This is a genomic window from Heliobacterium chlorum (assembly GCF_014502795.1).
Classification (GTDB): domain Bacteria; phylum Bacillota; class Desulfitobacteriia; order Heliobacteriales; family Heliobacteriaceae; genus Heliobacterium; species Heliobacterium chlorum.
Genome location: NZ_JACVHF010000001.1, coordinates 1 through 16,684 on the forward strand (window position 1 = coordinate 1; position 16,684 = coordinate 16,684).

The 16,684-nt window shown below is 44.6% G+C and carries 15 protein-coding genes and 1 rRNA gene; 14 read left to right on the forward strand and 2 right to left on the reverse strand.

What is annotated here, in order from left to right:
* The 8 genes from H1S01_RS00005 to H1S01_RS00040 all read left to right on the forward strand — a co-directional run.
* Nucleotides 1-184 (forward strand): 23S ribosomal RNA (locus H1S01_RS00005); the annotation flags it as partial.
* Nucleotides 185-516: 332 nt separating this feature from the next.
* A complete protein-coding gene (locus H1S01_RS00010; protein WP_188038094.1) occupies nucleotides 517-936 on the forward strand; it encodes a type II toxin-antitoxin system PemK/MazF family toxin in 420 nt (139 codons plus the stop codon).
* A gap of 188 nt (nucleotides 937-1,124) precedes the next feature.
* The gene (locus tag H1S01_RS00015; protein ID WP_188038095.1) at nucleotides 1,125-2,504 is read left to right on the forward strand and encodes a sensor domain-containing diguanylate cyclase; all 1,380 of its coding nucleotides are present in this window, start codon (nucleotides 1,125-1,127) and stop codon (nucleotides 2,502-2,504) included.
* Nucleotides 2,505-2,830: 326 nt separating this feature from the next.
* Nucleotides 2,831-4,483, forward strand: coding sequence for a YcdB/YcdC domain-containing protein (locus H1S01_RS00020; RefSeq protein ID WP_188038096.1), 1,653 nt, complete (start codon nucleotides 2,831-2,833; stop codon nucleotides 4,481-4,483).
* Nucleotides 4,484-4,657: 174 nt separating this feature from the next.
* Nucleotides 4,658-6,226 carry a PAS domain S-box protein gene (locus tag H1S01_RS00025; RefSeq protein ID WP_243236885.1) on the forward strand — a complete coding sequence of 523 codons (1,569 nt, stop codon included), beginning with the start codon at nucleotides 4,658-4,660 and terminating at the stop codon, nucleotides 6,224-6,226.
* Nucleotides 6,227-6,366: 140 nt separating this feature from the next.
* Complete coding sequence (locus H1S01_RS00030; protein ID WP_188038098.1) at nucleotides 6,367-6,654, forward strand: SpoVG family protein; 288 nt, start codon at nucleotides 6,367-6,369, stop codon at nucleotides 6,652-6,654.
* The gene (locus tag H1S01_RS00035; RefSeq protein ID WP_188038099.1) at nucleotides 6,629-6,913 is read left to right on the forward strand and encodes a SpoVG family protein; all 285 of its coding nucleotides are present in this window, start codon (nucleotides 6,629-6,631) and stop codon (nucleotides 6,911-6,913) included. The genes H1S01_RS00030 and H1S01_RS00035 overlap by 26 nt, the downstream gene beginning before the upstream one ends.
* Before the next feature lie 94 nt (nucleotides 6,914-7,007).
* On the forward strand, nucleotides 7,008-8,534 hold the full coding sequence (locus H1S01_RS00040) for an aldo/keto reductase (protein WP_188038100.1): 1,527 nt from the start codon (nucleotides 7,008-7,010) through the stop codon (nucleotides 8,532-8,534).
* Nucleotides 8,535-8,664: 130 nt separating this feature from the next.
* On the opposite strand, the gene H1S01_RS00045 is transcribed toward H1S01_RS00040, so the two are convergent.
* A complete protein-coding gene (locus H1S01_RS00045) occupies nucleotides 8,665-9,087 on the reverse strand; it encodes a hypothetical protein (protein ID WP_188038101.1) in 423 nt (140 codons plus the stop codon).
* Nucleotides 9,088-9,417: 330 nt separating this feature from the next.
* On the opposite strand from H1S01_RS00045, the gene H1S01_RS00050 reads away from it, so the two are divergent.
* From H1S01_RS00050 to H1S01_RS00060, 3 genes are all read left to right on the forward strand, one after another.
* Complete coding sequence (locus H1S01_RS00050; RefSeq protein WP_188038102.1) at nucleotides 9,418-10,200, forward strand: carbon-nitrogen family hydrolase; 783 nt, start codon at nucleotides 9,418-9,420, stop codon at nucleotides 10,198-10,200.
* Nucleotides 10,201-10,290: 90 nt separating this feature from the next.
* Nucleotides 10,291-11,247 carry a phosphodiester glycosidase family protein gene (locus tag H1S01_RS00055; RefSeq protein ID WP_341479015.1) on the forward strand — a complete coding sequence of 319 codons (957 nt, stop codon included), beginning with the start codon at nucleotides 10,291-10,293 and terminating at the stop codon, nucleotides 11,245-11,247.
* Between the two features lie 14 nt (nucleotides 11,248-11,261).
* Nucleotides 11,262-12,425: a hypothetical protein gene (locus tag H1S01_RS00060; RefSeq protein ID WP_188038104.1), complete on the forward strand. Its 1,164-nt coding sequence runs from the start codon at nucleotides 11,262-11,264 to the stop codon at nucleotides 12,423-12,425.
* Here H1S01_RS00060 and H1S01_RS00065 read toward each other — a convergent pair.
* A complete protein-coding gene (locus H1S01_RS00065) occupies nucleotides 12,375-13,205 on the reverse strand; it encodes a type III pantothenate kinase (protein WP_188038105.1) in 831 nt (276 codons plus the stop codon). The genes H1S01_RS00060 and H1S01_RS00065 overlap by 51 nt on opposite strands.
* Nucleotides 13,206-13,367: 162 nt before the next feature.
* Between H1S01_RS00065 and H1S01_RS00070 the strand changes: the two genes are divergently transcribed.
* The 3 genes from H1S01_RS00070 to H1S01_RS00080 all read left to right on the forward strand — a co-directional run bounded on the left by H1S01_RS00070 (nucleotide 13,368) and on the right by H1S01_RS00080 (nucleotide 16,647).
* Complete coding sequence (locus tag H1S01_RS00070; protein ID WP_188038106.1) at nucleotides 13,368-14,144, forward strand: MBL fold metallo-hydrolase; 777 nt, start codon at nucleotides 13,368-13,370, stop codon at nucleotides 14,142-14,144.
* A gap of 231 nt (nucleotides 14,145-14,375) precedes the next feature.
* A complete protein-coding gene (locus tag H1S01_RS00075; RefSeq protein WP_188038107.1) occupies nucleotides 14,376-15,287 on the forward strand; it encodes a copper amine oxidase N-terminal domain-containing protein in 912 nt (303 codons plus the stop codon).
* A 214-nt stretch (nucleotides 15,288-15,501) separates the two neighbouring features.
* Entirely contained in the window at nucleotides 15,502-16,647 is a 1,146-nt protein-coding gene (locus H1S01_RS00080) for an ABC transporter permease (RefSeq protein WP_243236865.1), read from the forward strand.
* The last annotated feature ends 37 nt before the right edge of the window (nucleotides 16,648-16,684 follow it).

Sequence of the window (16,684 nt, forward strand, 5' to 3'; positions counted from 1 at the left end):
TGGGTAGCTATGTCGGGAGCGGATAAGCGCTGAAAGCATCTAAGCGCGAAACCGACCCAAAGATGAGACTTCCCACTACGCAAGTAGGTAAGACCCCAGGAAGATGACCTGGTCGATCGGCCCGAGATGTACACGCCGTGAGGCGTTCAGTCGACGGGTACGAATCGGTCGAGGACTTGACCTTATATTGACGATTTACTATCTGGAAGATTTGATTTGATGCAGCGGGACTGGGCGACCTCAGGCGTCGGCGCTTTAGCGCCGATAACGCTGTAGGAGCCGTCCGTAGCGGAACCAAATCGAATTTTCCTCTCTGTGTAGTTTTGGCGGAATATAAAAAAGCCTACTGTATGAAAAACGTACGGTAGGCTTTTTCGTTTACTTTTAAGGACAATATGAGTTATATCGATGAATTGAATTATCCGTAATGAATAAAACATTGCTCTATTTGGCAAGATTAATACAGCGGACCAGTAAATATATTGAGAGGAATCTTAAAAGAAAAGTAAATTTATCATGGAAAAGAAACAATTCGAGCGGTATGACGTTTGTTATGTGAATTTTCCCCAAGATTCTAGCACAGCGGTTACAATCTTTGGCGTACATAGAGCTGTCATATTATCCGGTGGAAAATACTTATATAGCGTCGTACCTGTTACCTCGTTATTTGATAAGACAAATAACCGAAAGCAGTTATTGGATTTCGATATTGTATTGTTAAAAGAACAATACCAAGATATTACCGTCGTAAAGGACAGCATAATTCGCCTTAGCCAAATAAAGACCGTCGATAAGGAGTTTGTCATCGGTAAAGTTGGTCGGTTAAAAGAAGAAGACCAGATTGCAGTGGAATTAAACTTAGTCGAAATGTTTGGCCTAAGCGGTGTGTTGAACGCCTTAATGGATCTAAATTGGAAATTTGAGAGGGTATCGTAGAAAATGGTTTTTGTTTACCGAACCGAGTCGTAAAACATGAGGTTTAATTTACACGGGGAAAAGCGGAATATATTTGAATATATGAGGGAAGGGAGGTAGGTTGAATTAACATTGCAATTTAGGACTATATTAATGAATAAACTATGTTAAAATGATATTAATCACTAATGGGTTTGGGGGTCCGGTAAATGGACTATTCACTTTTGTCTAAGGATGAATTAGTTATACGACTCCAAAGAACCGAAGCGGAGTTATCCCGCTCCAAAGCTCTATTAGATATTTACTATCATATTATTGATAGAATAAACTGTGGCATTGTTGTCCATGATTTAGATTCAACGATAAGGTTTTGCAACCGTGCAGCCACTCATATCCTTGGTCTAAGAAAAGAAGAAATCCGTTCTAAAAGAGTATCCGAACTAGGCTGGAATTTTATCACAACAGATGGAGAAACAATGAATATAGCTGACTATCCGGTCAGCATTGTATTGGAACAGAAAAGAGCCACTGAAAATGTAGTTGCTGGATTCTATCGTAAAAGTAAGAATAATACAAAATGGCTATTGATAAATGCGTTCCCGATTTTACATAACCATGACCTGATTCATGTTATGGTGACCTTCGTAGATATAACCGAGCATCGGCGTTTATTGGAGGAAATACGTGAAAGTGAAAGCAAGCTTAGTAAAATAATCACTTCGACACCTGTTGGTATCTGCGTTACCAACGAACATGGGGTCTATGAAGAAGTAAACCCAGCGTACTGTTTGATTTACGGGTATAACAAAGAAGAATTGATTGGGAGAAGCGTTACTATTGTTTGCCCAGAGGATATTCGTGAAACAGTTATACTAGCTCATGATAAGATCATTTCGAGTAAAAGTGAACTAGCAAGTGAATGGGAAGTGGTAAGAAAAGACGGAAAGGTAATATCTATTTACTCCCACACCACTTCAATTTGTGGCACAGACGGAAGACCCAAAAACGTAACTTTTGTCATCGACATAACCGCTAGAAAGAAATTCGAGGAAGAGCTAAAACTAAAAAACCGTTTATTACAAAAACAAGCCATTACGGATAGTCTTACAGGATTTTTAAATCATGGTGCCATATTTAATGCTCTTGAAATAGAGATCATTCGAGCTCTCGACAGTCGAAAAAGTCTTTGCATATTGATGTTAAATATCGACAATCTGATGAAGATAAACGATGAATACGGTCATATTGCCGGGGATAGTATCTTAATGAGTGTTTCACAAGTTCTAAATTCAGTCATACGGAAAGATGACCTGATCGGTCGGTATGAAGGAAAACAGTTTTTAATCATTTTTCCGAACACCTGTTTAGAGGAAGCTGTAAGTTTTTCAGAAAGGATGCAGTTAAAAGTTCTAAAATTGGATATCGAATATGATACTAGCGTTTTAGTCAATGGGGGACTCGTTCAGTTGACTAACGAATCAGCCTTAGAACTGGTTAGAAAAGCAGAAGCTTTGTTACATAAAGCCAAAAAGGCAGGAAAAAGTCAAATCCTCTGTTCGACAGAAAAGGTTTTCAAATCGATTTCATAGCAAACAGCGTAAAGCAGCTCGGTCAAAAGGCCGGGCTGCCTTTGTTTAAACGAACCCTGCCTCGGAATACTCTCTGCTTCGTTGATTGTATTTTTCACCAGGAATCCATGGTATTTCAAAGGTTTACTTTCCATTTGCAACCTTTTGTAGATTTTTATAAAAGTATTCCAGAAAAAGAAGGGATTTCATTAATCCCAACGAAGTATTACGCGAGTTTCCTTCTCGATGCTTCTAGCCATCAAGTTAGGACGTCTATCATATTCAGTTAATCCATTTCTCATCTTTTTACGAGAATTATATCTCAATAAACCGAAGGAGTTGGTTAGGTGAAATTCCTGGGCACCCTGAAAATCGCATCCTTTGTGTTGGCCGCAAATCTTTGTTTTGTCCCGCTTTGTTTTGCCGATGAAAGTGTTAATACTCCACCGAAAAGTCAAGAAGCGGTGGAGCTTAAAAACTATAAAGTACCCCAAAATATTGAATCGAAAGCCGAAAAAGTAATTAATAGTGTACGAAAATTCATTCCAGAGATGAATCAGTTAAATCTGTCCTATAAAGGTGTCATCGCATTACCCGAGGATTATAAGACCCATCAAGAGAGTACTGTCCTCGCTTACGTGTTTACAAACAAAAAATCGGCAACTTTTTCTGAAATAAATGAGTTGGGAACGGAACTCGGTATCGGTTTGACATTCGATGTAAATACTGGTGATTTACTTAACATTCGGGTATTGAATCCTAGTTGGATTTCAAAAAAAGTTCCCTCTGAAACAGTAGCAAAGAGTAGGGGCTCCGATTTCTTAAAAGCGATAATGGGTGACTGGACAAAAGATTATCGCATGAATAATGACTGTAGCTACATTGATAATACCATTTCTGTTTCTTTTAACGCACTTTATAAAGGGGTTCCCGTTCAAATATATGGAATACAAATAAGTATGGACGCCGAAGGTCATGTATACGATTACACAAATTCAGCTATGCCAAACACTGTTGCTTTTCCCGAACCAACGAAAGCAATTTCACCAAAACAAGCCGAAGACATCTATAAAAAATCACAATCGATGAGACTTGTTTATAATACGATTATTACTTACCATCCTAATGAATCTCCAACGGAGTCCCAACCGAAATTACTCTACGTGCCTCAATATGATGGAACAATCGACGCCTTAACTGGATTGCCGTTTAATCTAGACGGCAATGAGCCTATCAAGAATCCAAACGTTACGATTACCGATAAAGGTGCTCCTGTAATTGTAAGAAATAAAGAAGATGCCGCACAACAGCTAGAAAAATGGGGTATAGACTTATTGGGCCTAGAAATAAGAAAGTCAGCTATTCCTCGTCAGCAAAATAATCAAGAAATAATAAGTTACACTGGGGTGCCTGTTACCGAAAATGAAGTCACTTCCGGGCGTTGGGTAAACCTTGAAGTCGTAGCAAGTTCAGGGCGTGTAATCGGATTCGGAATTCAGAATGACAAGCAACGGAATCATCCCTTTGTAATTCCTGAGGAAGAGGCAAGAAAAAAAGCGATACAATTTTTTACTGATTTAAAACCTGAAAAAGGGGAGTTTCAAGTAACGGGATATATCGATTCTCAACAACCCGACTGGGTAGATAGCAAAAAACTTGATACGATGATGGAACCGAAGTACCGTTACGATTTTACGCTATTAAAAGACGGGGTACCTGTTGTCTTCCATTCCTATTTCGTTGAAATCGATGGAATAACCGGTAAAGTTTGCGGTTTTTCTAATCCGGTTTCGTCCCCGGCGGCATTACCCAACCGAACAGGAATTATTACGCCGGAAAAAGCGAAGGCAGAGTTCATCAAACATACTTCACTAAAGTTAACGTATTTTTGGCCCCGATACTATAATTTATTTGCACCGAATCCCAAATTAGTATATATGCTGGAACGGAAAGAGGGCCTCGTTGGCATAGATGCCAAAACCGGAGAAACAGTAAAATAACAATAGTAAAGAACAGCCCCGCGACGTTATAGCCGGGGCTGTTCTTTACTATGAATCATCGAATTAAGTATTAATTTATTACTAACGGCAAGGTTAAATTATGTTATAATAAAAAATAAGAAAAATGTAAAATTATGCATAACAAAATCAACGGAGGTGTATATTTTAGTGGACATGAACCTAAAAAGTCGTGAGCAGTTAATCGAAGAATTAGGGCACTTACAAAAAGAACACAACGATTTATTGTTTAAATATCAGACTAACACACTAATCATAGAAAACAAGAGAAACGCTTTGAATACGCTTCTAGACATAATACCGGATCTCATTTTTCTTAAAGATACGAATGGAGTCTACGTAAACTGCAATCAATCATTTTGTGATTTTATAGGACTTGACAAATCAAATATAATCGGAAAAACAGATTATGATATTTTACCGAATAAGCTCGCTGAATTTTTTAGACAAAAAGATAATTTGGTATTAAGCACAAAAACTTCGAAGAAGAATGAAGAGTGTCTCATCTATCCAAATGGAAAAGAAATACTCGTCGAAACCATTAAGACACCTTATTTCGGCGATGACGGCAACATGATAGGACTTATTGGCGTTTCTCGAGATATTACAGAATATAGACGTAATTTGGATGCGTTAGAACAAGACATCAAAGAAAAGGAACGAATGACCGAAGAACTGCGAAAATCGGAAGAAAGATTCATGAAAGCATTTCAGCATAGCCCGACGATGATAACCATAAATTCGTTACAGGATGGGAGATTTATTGATGTCAATTTAAAATGGATTGAAGTTATGGGTTATTGTTCTCACGATGTCATCGGTCGTTTACCGATTGAGTTGGATTTTCATATAACCACAGAGAATTATGTAAGTATGGTAGATAAAGTTAAAAAAATCGGACGGTTTACCAATGAAAGACTTAACCTAAGAAGCAAAGACAGGAGAGACGTCATCTGTTTAGTTTCTGGGGAACCGATTGAGATAAAAGGTGAGCAATGCCTGTTGTTAAATTTAATAGACATGACGGAATATTATAACCTTGAAAGCGAGTTAATACGACTGGAACGACTGAACTTAATCGGTCAATTAGCGGCAGGTTTAGGCCACGAGATACGAAACCCATTGCAAACGGTAAGAGGTTTTTTACAACTTCTACAAAATAAATATAAAAACGAAAAAGAGTATTATGACTTAATGATATCTGAGTTGGATAGGACAAATTACATTATAACTGAATTTTTGTCGCTATCCAAAAATAGACCGGATAACCCCAAGCTACTCAACATAAACAACCTTTTAAACATGATATTCCCCTTGATACAATCTAAAGCATTTCTCGAGGATAAAGATGTTCGTTTGGAATTACAGGCAGCTAAAGATATTTATGGAGACGAAAAAGAACTAAAGCAACTGATTCTCAACTTGGCTCAAAATGGTATTGAAGCCATGAAGCCTACGAAAGTTCTGACAATAAATACTTTTGAAGATGAATCCAACCTAATCCTCGCCGTAAAGGATCAAGGTAGGGGGATTGAACCTGAGATATTTAGTAAACTGGGCACCCCTTTTGTCACTAGCAGGGCAAATGGAACAGGTTTAGGACTGGCTGTCTGCTACAGCATCGCAGAACGACATAATGCCAGAATCGAAGTTGAGACAAGCTCTGCAGGCACAACGTTCTATGTAAAATTTCCGATAAAATTCGATACGGGGAAAACACAGTGAATGATCGCGGTGAGAAAACTTTTTTATGAAACAACATGCTGTATAATCTTTGTTTAATAAGTAAATTTAATTAACGGTTGACACATTATTGCAATTGTAATTACAATAATTTACGTAGGATGATACCGGGGGGCTGGTCGATGAATATAACCGATATTCAAATTACGCAGATGCAGTTGGATCGAATTCGGGCTATCGTATCGATCACATTAGATGATGCGTTAGTGATAAACGGGATCAGGATTATCGAGGGTTCGCAGGGACTGGATGTAGAGATGCCCCGCCGAAAGCCTTCGGGAGATGGAATCCGTTATGTCGCCCATCCCATAACGAATAAAGCATGGGACGAATTGACAAAGAGTATTATCCATGAGTTTGAAAAGACTTCAAGAGGTGAGTTCTTTGAAGGTCACAGATGTAACGATTAGAAAGTCTTTTGAGGATAGCGATCTGGAAGCCTTAGTTTCTGTTACTTTTAACGATTACTTTGTTGTCCATGATATAAAAATTATAAAAGAAAAAAACAATTATTATATTGAGATGCCGAAGCACAAGCGATCCGATGGGCAGTTGGTGAATATTGCATCGCCGGCGAATCCAATGGTAATGCAAGAAATTACAAAAGGGATAATCCAGGCGTACAAAGAAAGTGCTCTAAACGAAGATAGCATGGCAAAACAAGATTAGCAGGAAAATGAAATATTGTGAGTCACTGTCACCGTGGTAAAATAAGGGCGTACAAACGATCGGAATTCAGAACCGTCTGAAGAGAGGAATACCTATGCGAAAAGGAGCCGCAACTTTTGAAGGCACCCGTCGCTACGCCCACTGCCATCCATCCCTGACCTACCGGATTCTGGGAGCGACGGGCCTATCGGTGAGTGAAGCTGGTTTCGGTGCTTATCGTATCGACGATTCGGATGAAGAACATCAGAAGGCTCTCTATAAAGCTTTGCTGTCAGGGATAAATCTGATCGATACGAGCAGCAACTACGGTGATGGACGTTCGGAAGAGATCATCGGGGAAGTGTTGAACCGTTTAGAGATGGAAAATCGCTTGCGCCGCGATGAAGTCCTCATTGTCACTAAGGCGGGCTACGTACAGGGGAAGAATTTACGCCATAGCCGCCTACGACAAGCGCAAGGCCGCCCTTTTGCCGAATTAGTTCCCTTTGATCCTGACTTAGCTCACTGTATCCATCCCGAATTTCTCGAGGAACAATTGACCGGCAGCTTGAACCGCCTTCAGGTCACAACAGTCGATCTGTTCTTGTTGCACAACCCTGAATACTATCTTAAATGGGTAAGACATGAGGGAATTCCGTTTGATGAGGCCCGCCAGGAATATCTACGGCGAATTGAAACCGCTTTTCGGTACCTAGAGGATGAAGTCAAGCGTGGCCGTATTGGTGCGTACGGAATTAGTTCCAATTCATTTCCGCTGCCAGCGTCCGACTATGAGCATACACCCTTAGAGGCCCTATGGCATAGGGCTTGCGCGATCGCCTCGGACCATCACTTTCGGGCCGTTCAATTCCCCCTCAACCTGATTGAGCAGCGTGGTGTAACCGAGAAAAACCAGCCCGGGAAGAGCAGCGTCCTTCGCTTCGCTCAAGATACGGGGATGGCTGTGCTGACGAACCGTCCGCTCAACGCTTTTATCGGCAACCAACTGCTACGTCTAGCCGAGGTGGATATTGAAGAGGAAAAAACTGCTGAAGCCGTGAAGCGCTGCCTGGTTGACCTGAGCCGGCTCGAGGAGCACCTGGCCCTTCAGATATTACCAGTACATAAAATGGCCATTGGGAAAGCCAACGATATTCAAGCCAAACTGTCTGCCAGCGAGATGCTCGATGAACAGTGGCTTCGATTTACGAATCCTATCCAATGGGAAGAGGCATTGGCACGCTACATCGTCCCGACGATCCAGGACGGTATGGATCTGCTTTTAACCCATAAATGGCACCGCCGCCCGCCGGAAATTGTGGAGTGGGCTAATGAATACGCCGAAGCGCTCAACAAGGCTTTTGAGACGATTACCGCCGTCCTCCAAGCTAGAGCCAAAGAAAAAACAACGATGATCAAAAAACACCTCGAGGCGGTCGAGCCTGATTGGACAGGAACAGATACCATCAGCCAGACAGCCTTGCGGGTTCTTCGGTCTACGGCAGGCGTCACAACGGTGCTCGTAGGTATGCGTCAACGGCAGTATGTTGACGACGTACTTGTAGAACTGAATCGTTCCGTAATTGTGAAGGACCGAGAGGCTACTTGGGAACAGCTTGCCTCGTTAGCCGAAGGGCTCTAATACGCTCTAAGGCAGAAAGAAAAGAAGAATTCATGGTGAATCATGTCTCCATGAATTCTTCTTTATTTTAAGGGACCCATTACCGAATAGAGCCATCGCTCGCTTCCCGAGTGATGGTTTCTTTGATCTGTTAGATAATCTCTACAGTATTTACAAAGACTTTGGGCAGACATTGGCTTTCTCTATGGAGAGGAGGCAGGGATTCAACTATGTATAGTAGTTTTTGACAGTCTGACCTTTTAAGATTCAATGCGCTACCGGTTTCATTGAAGTAATGACCTACGGCTGCTGCGGCCGGCCCAGGGAAGCGAGTCGAGAAGAAAAAGTGTTCATTGTATATCCAAGTTCCCAGTTCCATCGTAAAGGCATGATCGGAAGAGGATTCGATATGAAAGGTGACATGGGCCAAGTATCCGTTTGGGAAGCGAAGAAAGATAGCCTCATAGCAGGGATAGACGTGGTTTTGCTCGATATAGCCATAATACCTTTCCAGCAACATGTCCCGAAGAACAGAAGGTTTCTCGCGGCATAAGCGTTTCCAAAACTCGACCATGCATATCCCTCCTTGTGAGAATGTTCATATTTAGTGTACCTTTTGATGAGGGAAAATACAATAAGTGATAGTCCTCAAATACACATTTTTTTGAAAACTGTGCTGCTTCGGAGTCGGGGAATGTGATTGATGTTATTTACAGAGTTTTTGTTTGCGCTGGCAATGCTGAAATTCGATAGGGAGGATGCCGTGGTATAATAGGGGAAATGTCCTCGATAAAGATCAGACGATATGACAAGAAAGACCGATTCCGTAGTAGCAGAGGAACCAAAACTGGAAAAATTTGTTGATAAGTCTGTGGGTATTGTGGATAAGTAGCGGGGGGATGGCATGAAAGTCGGACTATTGCAGTTTAATGTCCTGGCCGGAAACCGAAAGTCGAACGAAGAGACCGTATCACGTTATATGGTAGATGCGATAGAGCAAAAACCGGATGTGTTGTTGTTGCCGGAGATGTGGACCGGTGGCTACGATCTGCCGAATCTAGCCGCTTTCGCTGATGACGGGCAAGGAGAACCAACAGGGGCTTTCTTGCGGCACTGGGCTCGGCAAACCGGCGCTGCCATCGTCGGCGGTTCGACACCTGTTGCCAATGGGGAGCGTTTTACCAACGCCATGTTCGCCTATAGCGCCGATGGTGAACGCTTGTTGACCTACGAAAAAGTACATCTCTTCGGGTTGATGGGGGAAGATCGCTACATGGCTGCCGGGCAGCAAGCTGGGAATTTTCAGCTTCACAACGTCCCTTGTGCTGCCATCATCTGCTATGATTTGCGTTTTCCCGAATGGATTCGCAAGACGGTCCTCCACGGATGTCACATGCTCTTTGTACCTGCCCAGTGGCCCATGTCCCGCCTCGATCATTGGAGAGTCCTCTTACAAGCCCGGGCCATCGAAAATCAGTGCTACGTCATCGCTTGCAACCGGACGGGCAGGGATGAAAAAGGTGTCCTTTTTGCGGGACACTCCATGGTTATCGATCCCTGGGGCAAGATCCTCGCCGATGCTGAAGAACCGGAAGGTTGGCTCTGGGTTGAGATCGATCTAGCTCAAGTGGAAAAAGTGCGGAACAAGATCCCCGTTTTTAGGGACAGAAGACCGAATTTATACTAAAATTTCCGTTGCCCGTCCTGTCCGCGCACCGTATAATCTAAAATGGATGGATCATGCGTAGAATTTGCGGGGGGGACCTCATTGAAGTTTGTGAAGATGCTTGCCCTCTTTATCGGAGTCAATCTGATGGTGGGTATTTTTTTTGGACCGTTGATGATTTTTTACGGTCCCATTCCTTCGTTGCGACAGATGGCGCTGGGCTCACTGATGGTATCGCGCCATGACTTTATCGCCCAGTGGTTTCTATCGCCTGAGAAAATCCAGGAAATACTAGGCCAACCCTTAGAGGATCTCCGTTCTAACCCCAATATGGGGGTCCAATTGGCTTTTGCCAATGGTAAGGGATCCGACCGGATTGAGGTTGAGGACATTCAAGGGAAACGATTCACGGGCAAGGTCATGATCATCCACGATCCGAAACGAGTGAAGGTAGCCCTCTCATCGAAGATGGGAGAAGCCGGGGAGACGGTCCCTGAAATCGCCACTCATGAAGGGGCAGTGGCCGCGATCAACGGCGGCGGCTTTATCGATCCGAACGGTCAAGGCAACGGTGCCTATCCGGACGGTGTGACTGTCAGCAAAGGACAGTTTATTTCCGTGATTCAAGAAGATCAAAAGGAAAACATCGTAGGCTTAACGAAGAAAGGCATCCTTATCGTGGGACGTTATTCGGCCCGGGAACTGCGCAACATGGACGTGTCTGACGTGGTAACCTTCGGACCGGCCTTAGTCATCAATGGTAAACCGACGATCACCCAGGGCGATGGAGGATATGGGATTGCACCTCGTACCGCTATCGGACAAAAGGCGGACGGGTCGATCATTTTCATGACAATCGACGGGCGGCAAGTCGGTTCTATTGGTGCTACGTTACGGGAAGTGCAGGATTTGATGATCCAGTATGGCGCTGTCACGTCAGGAAACTTAGACGGTGGGGCGTCGACGACAATGGTCTACAACGGCAAGGTCATCAACCAGCCATCGAGTGTCTTTGGGATTCGCTACATTCCCACGGCCTTTGTGGTCATGCCCAGTAAACGGATCTAGGGAGGAACGTGGGGATGAAAAAAACCGTCGGCATAATGGTTCTGTCAGCTCTCTTGCTTCAAGGCGGCATTCTTTTTGGTCTTGAATACTGGACTGCTTCCGCCTATAACACGGCCGATCATGTTTCGACGCCGGCGAAAAGCCAATGGCGTAAGCTTCACATCGATACGTCCTTGAATGATGCCAAGCAGTTTAGCCTGTCCTACCAAGGGGAATATCTCGCTTGGAATTCGGAAGACAGTTTTACCGTCTGGGATATTCATCAAGAGAGACCGATATACCAAGAAAAAATGCCTCCTGGGCAAAAAATTGACTATATTCAATGGCTGACCGATCGTAATCGCCTCTTGCTAGTGACAGAACAATCGGCGGCCCCCGTAAATCTTCCATCGGCAACACCGACAAAGGGAAAGTCAGCCAATCAAGTCCTGGCTGACGCGATGGATACGGTAGATAAGCGACCCCTTCCGAAGGCTCCCTCGGTGAAACAGTTGGAGATTTCCTTTCTAAACTGCGACGGTACCCAACGCATGATCTCGACACGCATCCGTGGACTGACCATGGGCGAAGAGGTCAAAGAAGCTACCGTCTCGAGTCAGTCCAATCTGCTTTACCTCACGCTAGGAAACGACCGCATGACGACGGGGCTTTATCGGGTCGATATTCAACATGACGCCATGAAGGTCAACCAGCGACAATATACAAACATCGAGCGGTTGACCGTAAACCCTGCGCTGGGCCATATTTTCGCTGAGTTTTGGAATGATACGACCAATAAACCTCTGGTTCAGGGGATCAAGGGGATGCAGTTGATCAACCCGGCCCAACAGCCCTTAAACTATCTGCTGGTCGGTGTCGACCGCAAGAATAACCTCTATCTCGGCGAAGGAATCGGTCATCAGGTAGAAAACATTTGGATTTGGAACGGCAAAAAACTGGAGAAAGAACGGCAATTGCCCGAAACAGTACACCGTGACAGGATTGTCATCGGGCCCGACGGGCAATTGGCAATCATTGATGAGCCGGCTTCGGTGCTAAAAGTTTACCCGAACGGTTCCGACTCACCTTCGACCTATTCCTTTGAAGCCGGTGCCAAGCTGATTCAGAGCGATAAACACTATGTGGGCTTACTCAAAACGGGCACCAATGGCGGGGACTTGTGGTTGCTTAGCTTTTAAGGAGTTCGGACGGTTTCGTTCGTACAAGATCCGCAAACCTTCTAAGGTGAGAGCGGGATGAATATGATCGACATGAGCGCAGCCGCGGCCGATTAATTCGCCGAAGCCGCCTGTGGCGACGACTTGAACTGGGGGATCTGTATCCCCCAGTTCTTCTTTAAATCGTTGAACCAATCCGTCCACCATCCCTACATACCCATAAAAGATACCCGACTGCATCCCTTCGACAGTGTTTTTCCCGATGGCTTGATTCGGTTGGGTGATTTCAACGCGAGGGAGCTTGGCTGCCTGAGCCACCAGCGCTTCCACTGATATACCGATGCCTGGACAGATGACACCACCGAGAAAATCGCCCTTTTCGTTGACGGCGCAGACTGTTGTCGCCGTCCCTAGGTCCACGATAATCACGGGCCCCCCGTAGATGTGATAGGCACCGACGGCGTTGACGATGCGGTCTGGTCCTAGGCTGCGAGGATCGTCGATCTTGATGTTTAGCCCAGTCTTAATACCTGGCTGAACAAGCAAAGGATGGATGCCCCAGTGCTTTCGGAACATATTGACGAGGATTGGATTGACTGGAGGCACAACAGAGGAGATGGCCACATGAGAAATGGAGTTAGGCGAGATTTCTCTCGCTTCCATCGCTTCGACCATGAGGATACGGTACTCATCGACCGTTTTACGGCGGTCGGTCGTCAGGCGCCATGTGTCTGTACGTTGCTCACCGTTATAGATGGCGGCCACAATGTTTGTATTTCCAATATCTAAAACAAGCAGCAAAGAAAATCCTCCTAGTGAAAATATCGATCATGGATTTGTCCAAGGACTAGTCTACAGGGATTTTTTTTTAATAGCAATGCTTCTCTAACCGGGGCAGGAGCCTGCAGAAGTTTTCGCGAAAATGGGAAGACTACCCTTACTGTGTGAAAGGAGTCTCAAAACATGTTTCGGATCACCTTTTTCGGTACGGGCAATGGGTTAAGTTATCCTAATCGGGAAAACACCTTTTTTCTGGTGCAACATTTACCTGGCGGGACGAGTTATCTGATCGACTGTGGCGGATCTCCTTGGGCTAAACTCGTCAAAACGGGGGTACGCCCGGAAGAATTAGGTGCCCTCTTGATCACCCATGCTCACCCCGACCATATCTACGGGTTACCCGCCTTGATTCAAAGTCTCTGGTTGGCCGGCAGAACGAAACCGCTGCCCATCTACTGTCCAGCTGGTGCGAAAAAAACAGTCCTTGGATTGCTCGATCTTTTTGATCTTCCGCAAAAGCCCAACATGTTTGACATTCAAATCACTGAACAGCCTCTCGAAGGAGAAGTGCAAGCCTTTTCCCAGGGTACGCTAACCGTAAAAACCTTTCCCGCCCTGCACGGTATCCCGACCATGGGGATCGCCTTTTATGAGGCTACAAACAAGGGACAAGTGAAGGTCATCTATTCGGCAGACACCGTCTACAACCCCCTATTGGAAAACCTTGCGAAAGACGCCACTTGCCTCATTCATGAATGTAACGGTGCTGACCAGGCCCAAGGGAAACATTCTTCCCTTCATGATGTGATCCGTTTGAAGGAAAAAGCTCAACCCCATCAGGTAGTGCTTGTCCACCTGACCGAGGGCGAGAACTATGAACAACTGATGCGGCAATATGAACTCAAGCAACCTTACTTTATGCTGGCCGAGGACGGCATGAGTATCCGCGTTTCTCTATAAATAAATCATTTTTGAGTATGGAGACGGCTCTGGAGATAGTTTGTTGGAATCAAGAAAAAGATACATGATAGGATACAGTTCATTGTATCGAACATGACCGGATTTTTAATAGTCCGGTTTTTTTTATCGGGCATTTGGAATTTAATGGAATAATATCCCTTGAAAATGTGTATTAATAAAATGAGAATAGATAGCATTGAGATTTTAAGATAGTACTTCTGGAGGCTTCACATGAGAAGAGCGATTGCACGATATACTTTGGGATTAGCTGCTATGGCGTTGTTATGTACATTAGCCCTTTCTGCAAGTGAGGCACGATATTCCACATTTCTCGATAAAAAGACCTCCATTTATGAGCCGACGATCGTCTTAAATGGACTGCCGATGATTTTTGAGCCGGCCGTACAGTTGGAACGGGGTTATATCCTCGCGCCGCTGCGACCTTTGGCTGAGGCATTAGGTGCAGAAGTGACTTATGATAAGGAAAAACGCCGAGCCATCGTTCGACGGGAGAACCTATGCCTAGAAGTTCAAGCGAACTCGCTCGAAGAAAAATGGCGGCCCTGGGAAAAAGGGTTGCGTGTCTCCGGGACTATCGTCGATGATCATATGCTTGTTCCGGTACAATGGTTAGCGAGCCACCTGGCCGATGGGTGGTTCTATGACGAGAAGAACCAAAGGGCTCTCTTGCGGGGCGGAACCCCTTGGCGTGACGACGATTACATCGCCTTTGCACGTTGGGCCGAGATTCTTCGCCTGAGGGTGAGAGCCGCCGATGAGCGAGCTTCCCTGTCCCAACGGGGTCTAGAACCATCGCCACCGATAAAAAAGGAGAAAGACCTGGAACGTTTTCTCGGTGCCTACTGGTCTTCTGAACAGATCAAAATAATGTGGGAGAATAGCCGCGAAACGCCTTCTATGGTGTCAGACGAGAAGATAAATCCCGACTTCGATCCCACAACCGTACTGCGTTGGCGCGTTCTCAGTCGTTCTCCCGAAGAAGTGCAAGTAGAGACGGTCTTCCCGGTGCAAGGAGGATTTATGTCGAGGGAGCAAAAAGTGCTCTACATCATACAGCCTGATGAAAAGGGCGCCTTAAAGATCAAAGAGCGTCGGTTGAGCGGAGCTGTCGATTCGCTCTAATGCTGTTCTCAAGCAGGGTTGATCAAAATTAATAGAGGGAAAGTAGCGTCCAACGAAAGTGTAGCTGGGACGCTTCTTTCTTTTAAAAAGCATTTTAATGAGCAATTAACTAGAGAACGACAGGTGATCAATAAATCCACAAGCGATCACTAAATTCCCAATGAAATAGGCAAGATACTTTTCGACAAAAGAAGAGTAGGGAGATATCGAGATTTTGGAACGAAACGTTTTTGCTTGGACCCCTTTTTGGGCAATCCTGCGCAAGGAATTTGTCCATCTTCGACGGGACCGTATGAGTTTAGCCATGGCTGTAGGTATTCCCTTGTTCATGCTGTTTCTCTTCGGCTACGGTATCAACACGGATATTCGCCATCTCCCGACGATTGTTTGGGATCAATCTTTCAGCGAAGAAAGCCAAAATGTGATACAATGTTTTATAAACTCCTCTTATTTCTCTATACAAGGCCATGCCCAGAGCTACGATGACGTGCGGAAAGCGTTGGCAACAGGTCGAAGTCGCTTAGCTATCGTCATCCCGCCCGATTATTCCCTTAGACTGCAAAATGGACAAAGAGCCTCAATCGAGGTTTTTATTGACGGATCAGAACCACAATCGACTCAGCAAGCTATGCATGTGGCCCGAGAGGTGGTTCATTCCCAGGGTGCTTCACTGCTGGGCCGGAAGTTGGGGAAAGAAGTCTCTCTCGATGAAGTGTTACCCTTGGAAGCTGAGGTAGGTGTTTGGTATAATCCGGAATTGAAAACTCATCTTTTTACCATCCCCGCACTGATTGGATTGATCATGCAAAATGTGACCATGACATTGACTGCCTTTGCCCTTGTCAGAGAAAAAGAGCGAGGCACGATGGAACAATTGATCTGCACCCCGGTACGCCCGGCCGAACTGATTTTGGGTAAGCTCATCCCATATGTAGTTGTCGGAATGATTACCTTCGCTCTCGTACTTGCCGCCGGCACCTTTTGTTTTGCCGTCCCGGTTAGGGGAAGCCTTTCCTTGCTTGTTTCCCTGGCCTTTTTATTTATTCTTACTTCCATGAGCATCGGAATGCTCATGTCTACCTTCAGTGAAAATCAATTACAAGCGATGCAACTCGCTTTTGCTTTTATCCTTCCTAGTATCTTGTTGTCCGGTTTCGTTTTTCCCCGGGAGACAATGCCTTTATTTATTCGAATTTTGGGAAACTTTATTCCCTTAACCGATTTTTTGGTTATCTTACGGGGGATTTTCTTAAAAGAAGTTGGCATCGATTATCTCTACGAAGAAGTGCTGACCTTGGCAGGGTTCACAGCACTCCTCTTTGCCTTAGCCCTTTTACGATTTCAGAAACGGGCGTGCTAGGATAGTTCCTTTCAAAAACAAGCAATCTTCATGTCGA